The sequence below is a fragment of the Microbacterium memoriense genome, assembly GCF_025398275.1.
Classification (GTDB): domain Bacteria; phylum Actinomycetota; class Actinomycetes; order Actinomycetales; family Microbacteriaceae; genus Microbacterium; species Microbacterium memoriense.
Genome location: NZ_JAODOR010000004.1, coordinates 1 through 15322, shown reverse-complemented (window position 1 = coordinate 15322; position 15322 = coordinate 1). Strand labels below are relative to the sequence as shown.

The window sequence follows — 15322 nt, the reverse complement described above, 5'->3', positions numbered from 1 at the left end:
CTTCGCACCGCTGCGAGCGGGGCACGCCCCGCATCACCTGGTCGACATGCTGTCCACATCCGGACCAGGTCGTCTTACCGCAGGTCTTGCATGTCACGGCGTAGCACATGAGTGATTCTCCTCTGTCTCAGTGGGTGATCAGGACGTCGTCGGCGCGGTCGCCCAGCACCTCGCGAAGAGTGAGCATGCCGCCCGACATCGAGGCCGAGTCCAAGCCGGCCTGCGCGAGCACGCGATGCGCGATCGCGGACCGGACGCCCGATTGGCACATGACGCGCACGGGGCGTCCGGCCGCGGCCGCGCGCACCTCGTCGAGGCGCGCGCGCAGCTCGGTGTGCGGAATGTTCGGGGCGCCCGGCACATGCCCCGACGCATATTCCACGGGCGTGCGGACGTCGAGAACGAGCGCGTCTTCCTGCACGACGTCGAGGTCGTGCGCGTACCAGAGACGCAGGGTGCCGTTCAGGACGTTCTCGCCGAGCATCCCGATCATGTTCACGGGATCTTTCGCCGACCCGTACGGCGGCGCGTAGGCCAGGTCCAGGTCGATGAGGTCGTCGACGGCCCAGCCCGCACGGATGGCGGTGGCCAGAACGTCGATCCGCTTGTCGACGCCGTCCAGCCCGACCGCTTGCGCGCCCAGCAGCAGCCCATCCGCCGCGCGCACGTGCACGACGAAGTGGATCTGCGACGCGCCCGGGAAGTAGCCCGCGTGCTGCCCGGGGTGCAGGTGCAGCGTCCGGAAGTCGATGTCGGCGGCCTGCAGCGAGGCCCGATTCGCGCCGGTGAGCGCGACAGTTTGGTCACCGACGCGCACGATAGCAGTGCCGATCGGCTGCGGGATCGGGCGCGCGGTCTCGGGTCGCAGGATGGCATCGGCGACGAGCCGCCCGGCACGGTTCGCGGGACCTGCGAGAGCGACGGGATGCCGCGTTCCGGTGACCGCATCGGTCGACACGGTGGCGTCACCCACGGCGTAGACGCCGAGGAGGGACGTGCGGCCGTGCTCGTCGACGATCATCGCACCGCGCTCACAGGCGACGCCGGCGGCCTCGAAGACCGCGGTGTCGGGGCGGACACCGACCGACAAAACGATGAGGTCTGCTGCGATGCGGGAGCCGTCGGCGAGCACGACGGCGTCTTCGTCTGCTCCGGACTCGATGGCCGTCGCCGCGACACCTGGCCGCACGTCGACGCCGATCCGGCGGAGTTCACCCGTGACGAGCGCGGCGAGTTCGTCTTCGAGCGGAGGCAGGACATGCGGGGCGAACTCGACGATGGTCGTGTGCAGGCCCTGGTGGACGAGCGCCTCCGCCGCTTCGATGCCGATGAATCCCGCCCCGAGGACGACGGCGCGTTCGGCGCCCGAGTCGACCTTGTCGCGCAGTGAGAGCGCGTCTTCGACGGTCCGCAGCGTCCGCAGCCGCGGAGAATCAAGGCCCGGAATGGGCGGCAGCGCGGCCTGCGCGCCGGGCGCGAGGACCAGAGCGTCGTACGAGATCTGTTCGATCCCGTCGGGGGTCGCAACGGTCACTGTGCGCGCGATGGCATCCATCGCGACGACGTCGTGTCCGGTGCGCACGTCGAGGTTGAGTGCTGCGTGGAGCGAGGCGGGGGTCTGCACCAGCAGGGCGGCACGATCGGTGATCTCGCCGCTGAGGTAGTAGGGCAGTCCGCAATTCGCGAACGAGACGTGCGGACCGCGCTCGAGAACGACGATCTCGGCGCTCTCATCCAGACGCCGTGCTCTCGCGGCGCAGCTCATTCCTCCGGCGACCCCGCCGACAACCACGATCTTCATCTTCCCTACTCCCCTTCGATGCGTCGTCCGCACCGTGCGAGCATACCCCCGGGGGTATGTGGAAGGCAAAGCGAAAGGAACGTCGGTCCTGGTTGAGGTCAGTCCAGGAGCGCGCTGAGTTCGAGCCAGCGTTCCTCGAGGGCCGCGATCTCGCTGTCCACGGCGCTGATCGCCTGCATCCGTTCGGCGAGCCCGGCGAAGTCGGACTGGTCGTGGTCGGCCAGCGCGGTGCGCGCGGCATCCACCTGCGCCGTGAGCTTCTGGATGCGGCGCTCGGCCGCCGCCAACTCCTTCTGCGCCGAGCGCAGTTCGGCGCCGGCGAGGGCGGGCGTCCGCGCCGCGGACCCGACCGATGCCTTCGCACCGCCAGAGCGCTCGATCTCACGGAGACGCAGGTACTCGTCGATCCCACCGGGGAGATGACGCAGGTGACCGCTCAGGACGGCATATTGCTGGTCGGTGACGCGCTCGAGGAAGTATCGGTCGTGGCTGACGACGAGGAGCGTGCCCGCCCACGTGTCGAGGAGATCCTCGATCGCGGCGAGCATGTCGGTGTCCAGGTCGTTCGTCGGCTCGTCGAGGATCAGCACGTTGGGCTGATCGAGCAGGATCAGCAGGAGCTGAAGTCGGCGCTGTTGCCCTCCGGAGAGATCCTTGACGGGCGTCGACAGCTGCGCGGACGAGAACCCCATGCGTTCGAGAAGCTGACCGGGCGTCAGCTCGGTCGCCTTCGATCCGGACCCGAGCGTGTAGCTCGTGCGGAGGCCCGAGATCACGGTCCGGACCGGGGACTTCAGGTGCTCGTCGAGCTCATCCATGCGCTGCGTGAGGGTCGCGACCTTGACGGTGGAGCCACGCTTGACCCGCCCGCTCGTGGGCGTGACCGTGCCGGCGATGAGGCCGAGCAGGGTCGACTTGCCCGCACCGTTGACACCCAGGATGCCGGTGCGCTCGCCGGGCGCGACCAACCAGGTCACATCCCGCAGCACCTCTCGACCGTCGTAGGAGACTCCGACGTCCAGCAGATCGACGACGTCCTTGCCGAGTCGCGTGACGGCGAGCGACTGCAGCTGCACAGGGTCGCGGATCTCGGGGACATCGGCGATGAGCGCGTTGGCCGCGTCGATGCGGAACTTGGGCTTCGCGGTCCGCGCGGGAGCACCTCGGCGGAGCCACGCGAGTTCCTTCGTCGCGAGGTTCTTGCGACGCTGCTCGATCACAGCGGACTGCCGGTCGCGCTCGACGCGCTGCAGGATATACGCCGCATATCCCCCGTCGAACGGCTCGACCATGCGGTCGTGCACCTCCCAGGTGCGCGTGCAGATCTCATCGAGGAACCACCGGTCGTGCGTGACGACGAGGAGTGCGCCCGAGCTTGCCACCCAGCGGCGCTTCAGGTGAGCGGCGAGCCAGGCGACGGCTTCGACGTCCAAGTGGTTCGTGGGCTCGTCGAGAGCCAGCACGTCCCAGTCGCCGACGAGCAGGCGCGCCAGCGCCACGCGGCGACGCTGACCACCGGAGAGCCCGAGGACCGGGCCGTCCCAGTCCAGGTCGCCGACAAGACCCGAAATGACGTCCCGGATGCCGGCATCCCCCGCCCATTCGTACTCGAGGCGGTCGCCGACGACGCTCTGCGCGATCGTGAGGGAATCGTCGAGCGTGTCGCCCTGGTCGAGGACCCCGACGCGCACCCCACCGCGCACGGTGACGCGTCCGGAATCGGGTTCGAGCCGCCCGGCGAGCATCGCCATGAGGCTCGACTTGCCGTCACCGTTGCGGCCGACGATGCCGATGCGGTCCCCCTCGTCGACGCCGAGCGAGACGCCGTCGAAGACGACCTTGGTGGGAAATTCGAGGTGGAGGCCTTCGGCCCCGAGAAGATGTGCCATGTCCTCTCCAGGGTAGGCGCTCCGCGCCGCGCGGACGCCAGGGCCCTGCGCTCATCCGCCCCACATCGTGCTTTCGCGGCGAAGGAGGCATCTTTCGCGCCGGATGAACCGGCGGCAGCCAGGGTCATCCGGCGCAGATGGTGGCTTCGCCGCGGGGAAAGCGGCATCCGCGCCGGACGAAGGGCGACGGATGCCGTCGCTTCAGTACCAGAAGCTCAGACGGGGCGCTTCGGTCGTGGCGAACACACGGGCGACCCGCGCCGGGTCGTCGGTCTGGATGCGACCGGCCTTCGCGAGCGTCACGGGCGACACCCCGCCGAGCAGGATCGCGGACAGCTCGGTGATCCCGGTCCGTACCGCAAGCTCGCCCAGCGGCGCATGATCGACGGGGTCGATCGATGCCGCTCCCGACTCGTCCACGCTCAGCACGAATGTGCCGCCGGCGATCCCGAGCGGGTCATCGACCTCGAGCACGACGGTGTCCGCGGCGTTGTAGCGGCGCGCGCCGAGCGCAGCCGGGACATCGAGGACCCGCAGGTAATGGTGGTCGCGGAGGGTGATCGTCGCAGCCCGCTGATCGGCGAGCATCCACCACAGCGGCTCGTCGATCGCGAGTTCGCCGACGCGGATCGTGGCGATCAGGTCCATCGACAGCAGGAACTGCCAGAGGCTCGCATACGCCGCGTCGGTGGCGGCCAGGAGCATGGTCACGTCGATCGCGGAGGACGCGAAGTCGGCCTCGTTCTCGGTCACCGCGTACAGCACCAGGCCGTCGACCTCTCCGCCGTCGCCGCGATACTGCAGCACGCGCAGCCGCTCAGCCTTCTCGGCATCGGGTCGGGTGCCGAACGCGTGGTCCCACTGACCCCCCGGCCGGCCGACTTCGCCCGTCATACCCGGCCGGATGCGGTCGTGCAGGGATTCGGCGAGCTCGCGCCCGCGTTCCCGAGAAACGAAATCGATGCGACCGGAGGCGGCCGGCCCCACCCAGCCGGCCCGGCGGACGTCGATCTCCCAGCCGGCGGCGGTGACGGCTGCGCCGAACCCGAACCGTCCGTAGATGCTCGACTCGCTCACCGTCAGCGCCGCGAGCGGGAAGCCGAGGGAGGCCGCCGTCCGCAGCTCGCCCGCCATCAGATGCCGGAGCAGCCCGCGGCGCCGATGCGTCGGCGCGACCGTGACCGAGCTGATCGCGCATGCCGGGACAATGGCGCCGGGAACGGAGAGCTCCGTCCCCCAGGAGGCGAACGTGGCGACCGGGATCTCCGGCTGCGGCGCACCGGCGTCGTAGACGGCCACCTTCCGGCGGTGGGCGGTGTGATCGAAGTAGGCCTGGCGTTGGACCTCGGTGCGCTCGGGGTCCAGGAATCCGCGCGACACGGCTTCCAGCCAGGCATCGGTCTGGGCGCGGTCCGCGTCGTCGACACGGCGGACCTCGAGCGCGGCCGCGGCGACACCGCTGCGGAGGGACTCATCGAGCGGAGCGTCGTGAAACACGTCAGCGAGATCGGACATGGGTTCTCCCATCGAAAGTGGCGGGGGGATCAAGAGTCAGGTGAGGACGCGCGCGCCCGCGACCGGGCCGTGCGTCGCGACGACGCGATGGCCGGCGCTGCTGAGTGCCCGGGCGAGGGCATCGGCACCGCCGGGAGCGGCGAGGAAAGCGATCGTCGGGCCCGAGCCCGACACGAAGCCCGCGAGGGCGCCCGCTTCGACGCCGCGCGCGATGACGTCGTTCAGTGCGGGAAGGAGACTGCACGCGGCCGGTTGCAGGTCGTTCGCGATGGCGACCGAGAGGGCGACCGCATCCCCCGCACGGAGCGCAGCAAGCACACGCGGATCGACGGTCGGCACCGCGATGTGCGGCCTGATGTCGGGCGTCGCACGCAGTCGGTCCAGCTCGGCGTAGACCCCGGGCGTCGACAATCCGTCGGTGCGCGTGACGAGCACCCACTCGAAGCGCCCGCGGACGAGGGCAGGCGCAAGCTCGTCGCCGCGACCGGTGCCCACCGCCGTCCCGCCGCGCAGAGCGAAAGGCACGTCGGCGCCGAGCTCGGCGCCCAACGCGTGCAACTCGGCGGCGCTGAGTTCTCCGCCGAGCAGCTCGTTGACGGCGACGAGGGTCGCGGCGGCATCCGCCGACCCCCCACCCATGCCACCGGCGACCGGCACGCCCTTGTGGATCTCGAGATGGATGCCGCCCTCCCATCCGGCGGCACGCGCGACCAGTCGAGCGGCACGCACGGCGAGGTTCCGGTCATCCAACGGCACGCCCGAGACGTCGACCGTGCCGGTCACCTCGACGGTGTAGCCCTCGCCGACCTGCGCCCACACGTCCTCGAAGAGCGCGACGGCCTGGTACACCGACGCGACCTCGTGATAGCCGTCGGGCTGCACGTCCCCCACGGCGAAGAACACATTGATCTTCCCGGGGGCGCGCACGTGTACCCGCCGGGTCTGCACGCGACTCAAGGTCACGCCGACGCCGAGCTCGCCCAGATGTCACCGATCCCGGCGGCGATGACGTCGATCTGCTCGAGCTCTTCCGTATCGAACGCGGGTCCCGCCGCCGCCGCGATGTTCTCGTCGATCTGCTCGGTGCGCGATGCGCCGATGAGCGCCGACGCAACGACCTCGTCACGCAGTACCCACTGCAGTGCGAGCTGGGCGAGACTCTGACCACGCTCCTTGGCAATGACATCGAGCGAGCGGAGACCCTGCAGGGCCGTGTCGCTGAGCGCTCCGCCCGGCAACGACGAGCGCTGCTGCGAACGCGCCGAGGTGCCGTCACCGAGGTACCGGCTGGTCAGCAGCCCCTGGGCGAGCGGCACGAAGGCGATCGCTCCCATCTGCTCCTGGCGGAGGGCACCGGTGAGGCCATCCTCGATCCATCGGTCGAGAATCGAATACGACGGCTGATGGATCAGCAGCGGAGTGCCCAGTGACCGGGCGATCGCTGCGGCTTCGACCGTCTGAGCCGCACTGTACGACGAAATGCCGACGTAGAGCGCCTTGCCCTGGCGGACGAGGGTGTCGAGGGCCCCGATCGTCTCCTCCAGCGGGGTCACCGGATCGAAGCGGTGCGAGTAGAAGATGTCGACGTAGTCGATGCTCATGCGCTGCAGCGACTGCTCAGCGCTCGCCAACAGATACTTCCGCGAGCCCCAGTGCCCGTAGGGGCCGTCCCACATGTCATAGCCCGCCTTGGAGGAGATGATCAGCTCGTCGCGGTACGGTGCAAAGTCCTCGCGCATCATCCGGCCGAAGTTCGTCTCGGCCGAGCCGTACGGCGGCCCGTAGTTGTTGGCGAGGTCGAAGTGGGTGATCCCACGATCGAAAGCGTGGCGCAACAGCGCGCGCTGGTTGTCGAAGGGGTAGTTGTCCCCGAAGTTCCACCAGAGTCCGAGCGAGATGGGTGGCAGATACAACCCGCTCTGTCCGACCCGGCGGAAGCCGGGGGAACTCGCATAACGGTCTGCGGCGGCTGCGTAGGGACGGTGGAGGTCGCCGCCACGACTGGGCGGGAAACGGTCTTCGTTGTCGGTCACTCCCTCAGGCTAGCGAGCACCGGCGGCACCTGGGGTACCGGCGAAACGTCGGAGAAACGAATCGCGCTTATCGTTGCAAGAACTACGGTTCGGAAAGAAGGACGCATGCCGCCACTGAAGGCGCTTCCCGCGCACCCCCACCCTTGGTCGGCTTTGCTGACGCGCGATGATCTGCGCTGGGTGGACGGTGTGCTGCACATCATCCACGACGACGTGACGCCGGAGGCGGCCCACACCGCCGACCTCCTGTTGATCGCGGACGCGCTGACGTCCGCAGGGATCGATCCGCTGCTCGTGCGACATGACCGGCGGACGCCGGTCATCGTGGTGGATGCCGGAGAGTCCGAAGCCGCGCACCGCGCCCTGGCGGACCTCGCGTCGGACGAACCGCTGTATGCCAAGCCGCGCGGCGGCCAGGCACGCCTTGCGGCGGACCTTCCGGCCTTCGATGCACGGACCCCCTGGTCGTTGCGCGTCTTCCGGCCTCGCGTGACATCCAATGGTGCACTCCAGTACGGCCTGGCCCAGTCCGTCCGGGTGGAAGCCTGGCGCACCGAGGACGGCACGGTGCACGCCCCGCGTCCGACCGCGTTGACACGTCGCGTGTTCGTGGCTGCCGACCTCGTGCCGGCGACGGTGGAGCGCTACGGACGTACCTGGCGCACGATCTCGGGCATGTTCGATCCGCAGCCGGGCGAAGTCACGGCCGAGATCGACATGGTCTTCTCATGGGTCGACGGATCGTCCAGCGCGTTCCAACGCCAGCGCGCCGCGCAACTCGAAGAGTATGTGGTCGGTGACGGCGACGACGGACCGGCCCGCTACCGACACGTCGATGAGCTGCGCTACGCGTTGCGATCGGTGCACATGCACGCGCCGTGGGTGCGACGGATCTTCATCGCGACCGATTCACCACGGCCGGCGTGGCTTGCCGAGCATCCGCAGGTCACGATCGTCCGCAGTGAAGAGTTCTTCGCCGACCCGGGGGTCCTGCCGACCCACAACTCGCACGCCGTCGAGGCGCAGCTGCACCGGATCGACGGCCTCGCGGAGCACTTCCTGTACTCGAACGACGACATGTTCTTCGGACGCGCCGTCTCACCGGAGATGTTCTTCACGGCCGGCGGTCTGTCGAAGTTCGTCGAGTGTGCCGTCCGCATCGGTTCCGGGCCGACCCGGGTCGAGCGTTCCGGCCACGACAATGCCCTGCGCGTGAACCGGGAACTGCTGCACGAACGGTTCGGCCGGACGATCCTCCGCGATCTGGAACACTGCGCGGCTCCCCTGCGCCGCAGCGTCGCCGCCGAGCTCGAGCGCGAGTTCGCGGATGACTTCGCGCGCACCGCGGCGTCACGGTTCCGGTCGGCGACCGACATCTCGGTGACCAACAGCCTGTACCACTACTACGCGCTCATGACCGGACGCGCCGTCTCCACTGTCGAACCGCGCGTGCGCTACGTGCAGACGACGCTGGCCTCGTCGCTTCGGGCGATGCAGCGGCTCGAACGTCGCCGCGATGCCGACATGTTCTGCCTCAACGACGGCGGGGAGACCGAGGTTCCCGAAGAGCTTCGAGTGACCCTCCTCCGCGACACGCTCGAGCGGATGTTCCCGGTGGCGGCTCCCTGGGAAGCGGATGCGATCAGCGCACGATCTGCAGAGGACGCGTCGGCGGCGCCGACGGCCGCTGAACGCTGACACCGGCGATGCCGGCGTCGGCAAGGCGCTGGCGGGCAGCCGCGGGATCGGTGTATTCCATGACGCGCGGGGCATCGACCGGCACGACCGAATGCACGACGGTCTCATCGAAGATGTGCACGAGGTTGTAGGACTGCGCACCGTCCTGCGGCCGCGTGCCACCGACCGGAACCGTCAGGTCCTGCGCGTAGCACGTCGATGACGCGACCGACACGGGAATGCCGGCGAACGTCGCGAAGGTCGAATAGTGCAGGTGGCCGGCGATGATCGCGCGCACATCGGTGCCGCGGAGGACTGCCGCCAGGCCACGCTGATCGCGCAGCTCGACCGTGGCGGCGAGGGCCAGCACACTCGGCACGGGCGGATGGTGCATCGCGAGGATCGTGCCGAGAGGGGCCGGTGTCGCCAGGACGCCGGCGAGCCAGGCGAGCTGATCCTCCGACAGTTCGCCGTGGTGATGGCCCGGAACGGACGTATCCAACGTGACGATGCGGAGGCCGTCGACCTCGTCGACACGGTCGATCGGCCGGAGGTCGGCCGAGTGATCGTCCCAGAGTTCCGCGCGGAACGCGGCACGATCATCGTGGTTGCCCATGACCCAGACGACAGGCGCATCCAAGCGGGCCGCAAACGGCTCGACCATCGCGCGAAGCTCGGCGTAGGCGGCGTGCTCACCGAGGTCGACGAGATCACCCGTCACGACGATCGCATCGGGCGCGACACCGGATGATTCGATGACACGGAGCGCCCGCGCGAGGTGCTCGGCGCCGGAGACGGCATCCCAGATGCGTGAGTCTCCCGCACGCAGATGGGTGTCACTGAGGTGGAGCAGGACCCGTTCGGGAGCCGGGTGCTCGGCCATACGCATAGCCATATGTTACAGACATGTTTCGTAACGCCGAGTGAACGTGACGCGACGTGTCGGTGTCGGTTTCGCGTCGGAAGTCAGCCGGCGGCGCGGGCGATCGCGACGAACTGCTCGATCGTGAGCTGCTCGCCCCGCGCCGTGGGGTCCACTCCGGCGGCGATCATGATCTCCGATGCGGTGGCAGCCGAGCCGCCGAGAACGGACGAAAGTGCCTGGCGGAGCATCTTGCGACGCTGTTGGAAGGCGGCATCCACGATCTGGAAAGTGCGGACGCGCTCCTCTTCCGTGCCGCGCGGCTCGGGATCACGCCGGAATCCGACCAGCACGCTGTCGACGCCCGGGACCGGCCAGAACACCTGGCGGGAAACGGTGCCGGCCAGGCGCCACGGGCCGTACCAGGCAGCCTTGACACTCGGCGCACCGTAGACCTTCGATCCGGGCGGGGCAGCGAGGCGTTCGCCGACTTCCGCCTGCACCATGACGACGCCGCGTTCGATGCGCGGGAAGTGTTCCAGGAAGTGCAGGAGGACCGGGACGCTGACGTTGTACGGCAGGTTGGCGACGAGGACATTCGGGTCGCCCGGGAGCTCGGTGATCCGCAGTGCGTCGGCATCGACGACCGTCAGGGCTTCGGCCGGGACGCCGTGCGCGAGCGCGGTCGCCGGCAAGCGTTCGGCGAGTCGATGGTCGATCTCGACGGCCGTGACGCGGGCGTCGGTCTCGAGGATCGCGAGCGTGAGCGACCCGAGACCCGGCCCCACTTCGACGACGCGATCGGATGCCACCACCTGCGCGACGTGCACGATCTTGCGGACGGTGTTGGCGTCGACGACGAAGTTCTGACCGAGCTTCTTCGTCGGTGTGACATCGAGTTCGGCGGCCAGCGCGCGGATCTCCGACGCACCGAGGAGGGTCACGGGCATGGGCTTCACCCTACCGGGACACCCGTCCAGCCAATCGTCACGCGACGTTCACACCCGCGGAACGTTGTCGAATCGGCGCGGCCGCACCATGGAGATAGCGCCAGCGCAGCCGCCGACAGTTCATCGATGCTTCCGGGGGGACGCAACATGACCAGTACGCTGCACAGCAATCTCACGCGGGTGGACGGACGCGGCAACACCATCCGCGCCAGCGAAACCTCGGCGCTCTTCATCCTGGTGTCGGTGATCGCGACGATCGGTGTCGTCGCCTACATGCTGTTCCTCCTCAACCCCGACGCGCGCGGTGATCTCCTGCCGTACAGCATGGTCCTCGTCGCCGAGACGATCCTCGTGGGGCAGGCGCTGCTGTCGATGTGGACGATCCTGGCCTCCGGTTATGAGCCGCGCGGCTTCGCGTACCACGAGGCCAAACGCACGCTGCTCCCGTCGACGCCGTCGCGGGGCGACGAGATGATGCTCGCCGGGCGCACGCTGCTCGTCGACGTGTTCGTGACCGTGTACGGCGAAGATATCGCCACCGTCGAGCGCACCGTGACGGCCGCCGTCGCCCTGCGCGGCGCGCACCGCACCTGGGTGCTCGATGACGGTCGCTCGGACGACGTGAAGGAGATCGCGGCGCGGCTCGGCGCCTGGTACGTCCGCAGGCTGAGCGGCAACGGTGCCAAGGCCGGCAACATCAATCACGCACTGTCGATCGCGAAGGGTGAGTTCTTCGCGGTGTTCGATGCGGACTTCGTCCCGGATCCGGACTTCCTCATCGAGACGATCCCGTTCTTCGTGGAGGAGAACGTCGCCTTCGTCCAGACACCCCAGGCCTACGGCAACCTCCACACCGTCATCTCCCGGGGCGCCGCCTACATGCAGTCGGTCTTCTACCGATTCGTCCAGCGCGGCCGCAATCGGTTCAACGCCGCCTTCTGCGTCGGAACGAACGTCGTCTTCCGACGGTCCGCGATCGATGAGATCGGCGGCATCCACACCGATTCGAAATCCGAAGACGTCTGGACCGCCCTCACCCTGCACGAGCGCGGGTGGACGTCGGTGTACATCGCCGACATCCTCGCGGTCGGCGACGCGCCCGAGACGATCGAGGCGTACAGCAAGCAGCAGTTGCGGTGGGCTACCGGTGGCTTCGAGATTCTGCTAACGCACAATCCGTTCAGCCCACGCCGAAAGCTCACCGGCGATCAGCGCATCCAGTACTTCGTGACGGCGACGTTCTACCTCACCGGGATCTGCCCGCTGTTGCTGCTGCTCGTGCCGCCGTTGGAGATCTACTTCGACCTGCGACCGATGAACCTCGGCGTGACGGTGTGGACGTGGGCGCTGTTCTACTGCGGCTTCTACCTGATGCAGATCGTGCTCGCGTGGTTCGTCGTCGGCTCCTTCCGCTGGGAGACCCTGACGCTGGCGACCGTGTCGTTCCCGATCTACGCGAAGGCGCTCTGGAATGTCCTGACCGGCAAAGACACCGGATGGCACGTGACCGGCGCAGCCAGCCGGCGCTCGCCGTTCGAATTCATCGTGCCGCAGGTGCTCTTCTTCGTCTTCCTCGCCCTGACCTCCGTCGTCGCGATCTACCGGGATGTCCACAACGGCACCCTGACGTTGGCGACCGCCTGGAACCTGACCAACACCGTCATCATGGGCGCCTTCGTCGTCACGGCGTTCCGCGAACAGCACCTCACCCGCTATCCCGACCGACGCACCCTTCCCGCGCAGGAGACAGAACCCATGACGAACCCCGTGACGATCGTCGCCCGCCCACTCCCTCGGCATCCTGAACCGGTGCTCCTCGCGCAGGGGGTGACGAAATGACCTGGGGGGCACGGTTGCGCCTCACCGGAGGGTTGCTCCTCGTCGTCGCGATCGTCGCCGCGTGCACCGTGGTCTTCGCGCAGCGCCAGACCCGCGCCGAGAGCACGAGCGCGGCCATGACCACACAGGAGTTCGACGTCGGCACGACGTATGCCGGCACGGTGACGGAGAGCCTCGTCGGGGTCGGAGACGACGTGACCGTGGGCGCAGAGCTCTTCTCCGTCCGCAGCCCGACGCTCGCGCGCGACCTCGCGACGGAAGCCGTCACGGCGGAGGACTTCGCTTTCCCCGTCGCCGCGGACGGTACGTACACCATCGTGTCGACGGTGGACGGAACGATCTCGGAGGTCAGCGCCCCGGTCGGCGACTTCGTGCAGGGTGGCCAGGTCATCGCGCGCATCGATCAGGCCGGCACCCTCGCTGTCTCAGCCGAGTTCACCCTGACCGCCCGGGATTACGGGCGGATCGCCGACGGCTCGGCCGTAGAACTGCGGCTGCCGAACGACAGCACGGTCGCCGGAGTGGTCGACGGGATCGACGTCGACACAGTCGCCGGTCGCGCGACGTCGAGGATCACCGTGACCAGCTCGAGCCTGGCCGGCGAAGACTTCGGAGGGCTGTATCAGGCCGGCACTCCGGTCGTGGCCACGGTGCACCTCCGCGACGACGGCCCATTGGCCGGCGTCACCGACGCGGTGGGCGACTTCCTCCGGAAGATCGGCCTATGAGGCGCGCCGGAGCGGTCGCGGTCGGCCTCGTGTTGACGCTTCTGGTCGCGACGGCGTGCGCGCCCGCCACGCCGGCTCCCGTGGCGACGAGTCGCCCGGAGAGTGCGGGCGTGCGTGAGCTGCCGATCGAGCAGATCTCCACGGCGCCGGTGGGGCGACTCGCAGACGGGCTCGCGCCACCGACGAGCCGCTGGTTCTCGAGCCTCGTCTTCTCGGCCGATCCGCAGCCGGTGTACCCGTATCCGCTCGCGTTCGGGCCGCGCGCCGACGGATTCACCTTGCAGCTGCCGCCGGTCGCGACGACGGCGACGACGATCGCGGCGCCCCTGACCGGTGGATTGCCCGTCGGCCTCGGCGCGACGCAGTTCTCGGTCACCGCGTACGACCCCGTGTCGGTGACGCTGCAGTATGCGGATGCCGGCGGCCCCCTCGCCGATGTCACGATCGCCGAGGGGGCGGCGGCCGTCGCGGTGCGGGCGGCCCGTGAGACGACTCTCGAGGTGGGAGCACCGTTCGATAGCGTGACGGAAAGTGTCTGGTCGGCGACCGTCGCCGGTCAGGAGTACGGCATCCGCTCCCCCGACTCGTCGGCGGAAGGCAGCACCATCACGGTGCCCGCCGGCGGCTGGGCCCAGCTCTACGCCGTGCCCGACGGCGGATCGGTGACAGCGTGGGCGACGGCTCTCGGCGATCCCGTCACGGGGGTCACCGTCGCACACTCCATCGAGGGCGATTCGGCTCGCACCCGTCTCGCGTATGACGGCGCGGGCGCCACCGTGCTCGTTCCGTTTGCGGGCCACGACGCCTGCGCACCGGACAACGAGCTCGGCACCTTCACCACGCCGTATGGCGACACGACACCGTGCGTGGCCGAGGCTCTCGAATGGACCGTGCCGGCGATCGAGGCGGCATCCGGGTACGATCTCGACGGGATCGACGACGCCCGACGGGCGGCGCTCGTCGACCAGCTCGACGTCGACATCCGCGCCGTCTCTCCCGCTCCCGCTGACACCTACTTCGGCGGGAAATCCCTGGCCCGGACGGCTGCGATGCTGTCGCTGGCGGCATCGCTCGGCGAGGACGAACTCGCCGATCTCGCCGCCGACACGCTCACGGACCAACTGGAGCCTTGGCTCGATCCGCAGGCGTGCAGGGCGCAGGCCGAGCGCTGTTTCGTCTATGACGACCGCCTCCACCTCGTGGTGGGAAAGCCGGCCGCGTTCGGCGCCGAGGACGGCAACGACCACCATTTCCATTACGGCTATTTCCTCACTGCGGCGGCCGCGCTCGCGTCACATCGACCCGATATGACGGAACAGTTGAGCCCGGTGATGGGTGCGCTGGTCGCCGACATCGCGGCCGGTACCGCCGACGGCGAGGTACCGCCCCTCCGCGTGTTCGACCCGTATCGCGGTCACTCCTGGGCCGCCGGGCTTGCGCCGTTCTCGGACGGCAACAACCAGGAGTCCTCCTCCGAAGCGGTCGCGGCCTGGAATGGTATGGCCCAGTGGGCTGAGGTCACCGGCGACGCGACGCTCGCGGACGACGCGACATGGCTGCTCTCCGCGGAGGCGGACGCGGCGACGCGCCTGTGGCTCGAACCCGACAACCTGCCCGCCGGATACGCGCAGTCGATCGTGTCGCTGTCGTGGAGCGACAAGCGCGATTATGCGACCTGGTTCAGCGCGGAGCCGTCGGCGATCCTCGGCATCCAACTGCTGCCTCTCGGGCCGGTGTCGCTCGCGTATCTCGCGGGCGATCCGGAGCGGATCGCCGTGAACGTGGCGGATGCCGGTGGCGCCACCGCGTTCGACGGCCCGCTCGGCGATTCGGTTGCGCAGTACGCCGCGCTGAGCGGCCCCGAGGGTCGCGCGGCGGCCGAGACCTGGGCGGCATCCGTGCCCGCGGACGATCTCGACGACGGGAGCTCACTCTCCGGCGTGCTGGCCTGGCTGGCTGCCGTGGATCTGCGTGAGAACTGAGGTCTGCCCCAGGCCCCACCATCATCATGTCATCTCGCAGGACATC

General features: G+C 69.0%; 11 protein-coding genes. 4 read left to right on the top strand and 7 right to left on the bottom strand.

Going from position 1 to position 15322, the window contains the following annotated elements; translation table 11 throughout:
- Positions 1 to 127: 127 nt before the first annotated feature.
- The 5 genes from N4R40_RS02765 to N4R40_RS02745 form a co-directional block, all read right to left on the bottom strand.
- The gene (locus N4R40_RS02765; protein WP_261605847.1) at positions 128 to 1801 is read right to left on the bottom strand and encodes an FAD-dependent oxidoreductase; all 1674 of its coding nucleotides are present in this window, start codon (positions 1799 to 1801) and stop codon (positions 128 to 130) included.
- Between the two features lie 98 nt (positions 1802 to 1899).
- Entirely contained in the window at positions 1900 to 3690 is a 1791-nt protein-coding gene (locus N4R40_RS02760) for an ABC-F family ATP-binding cassette domain-containing protein (RefSeq protein ID WP_261605846.1), read from the bottom strand.
- 201 nt (positions 3691 to 3891) lie between these two features.
- Positions 3892 to 5205 (bottom strand): GNAT family N-acetyltransferase, encoded by a 1314-nt coding sequence (locus tag N4R40_RS02755; protein WP_261605845.1) that lies wholly within the window; start codon positions 5203 to 5205, stop codon positions 3892 to 3894.
- Between the two features lie 36 nt (positions 5206 to 5241).
- Complete coding sequence (locus tag N4R40_RS02750) at positions 5242 to 6168, bottom strand: 4-(cytidine 5'-diphospho)-2-C-methyl-D-erythritol kinase (RefSeq protein ID WP_261605844.1); 927 nt, start codon at positions 6166 to 6168, stop codon at positions 5242 to 5244.
- Positions 6165 to 7238 (bottom strand): aldo/keto reductase, encoded by a 1074-nt coding sequence (locus N4R40_RS02745; protein WP_315902482.1) that lies wholly within the window; start codon positions 7236 to 7238, stop codon positions 6165 to 6167. Before N4R40_RS02745 ends, N4R40_RS02750 begins: the two co-directional genes overlap by 4 nt.
- 105 nt (positions 7239 to 7343) lie before the next feature.
- Between N4R40_RS02745 and N4R40_RS02740 the strand changes: the two genes are divergently transcribed.
- Positions 7344 to 8936 (top strand): stealth family protein, encoded by a 1593-nt coding sequence (locus tag N4R40_RS02740; protein WP_261605843.1) that lies wholly within the window; start codon positions 7344 to 7346, stop codon positions 8934 to 8936.
- Here N4R40_RS02740 and N4R40_RS02735 read toward each other — a convergent pair.
- Together N4R40_RS02735 and rsmA are read right to left on the bottom strand one after the other, a co-directional pair.
- A complete protein-coding gene (locus N4R40_RS02735; RefSeq protein WP_261605842.1) occupies positions 8881 to 9804 on the bottom strand; it encodes a phosphodiesterase in 924 nt (307 codons plus the stop codon). The two genes, N4R40_RS02740 and N4R40_RS02735, sit on opposite strands and share 56 nt — an antisense overlap.
- Positions 9805 to 9881: 77 nt before the next feature.
- Entirely contained in the window at positions 9882 to 10727 is an 846-nt protein-coding gene (gene rsmA / locus N4R40_RS02730) for a 16S rRNA (adenine(1518)-N(6)/adenine(1519)-N(6))-dimethyltransferase RsmA (RefSeq protein WP_261605841.1), read from the bottom strand.
- A gap of 147 nt (positions 10728 to 10874) precedes the next feature.
- Between rsmA and N4R40_RS02725 the strand changes: the two genes are divergently transcribed.
- Genes N4R40_RS02725 through N4R40_RS02715 form a run of 3 tightly spaced genes read left to right on the top strand, consistent with a single transcriptional unit; the run spans position 10875 to position 15276 of the window.
- Positions 10875 to 12566, top strand: a complete 1692-nt coding sequence (locus tag N4R40_RS02725; RefSeq protein ID WP_261605840.1) for a glycosyltransferase — start codon at positions 10875 to 10877, stop codon at positions 12564 to 12566.
- Positions 12563 to 13294, top strand: coding sequence for an HlyD family efflux transporter periplasmic adaptor subunit (locus tag N4R40_RS02720; protein ID WP_261605839.1), 732 nt, complete (start codon positions 12563 to 12565; stop codon positions 13292 to 13294). Before N4R40_RS02725 ends, N4R40_RS02720 begins: the two co-directional genes overlap by 4 nt.
- Positions 13291 to 15276: a glycosyl hydrolase gene (locus N4R40_RS02715; RefSeq protein WP_261605838.1), complete on the top strand. Its 1986-nt coding sequence runs from the start codon at positions 13291 to 13293 to the stop codon at positions 15274 to 15276. The genes N4R40_RS02720 and N4R40_RS02715 overlap by 4 nt, the downstream gene beginning before the upstream one ends.
- Positions 15277 to 15322 lie beyond the last annotated feature (46 nt).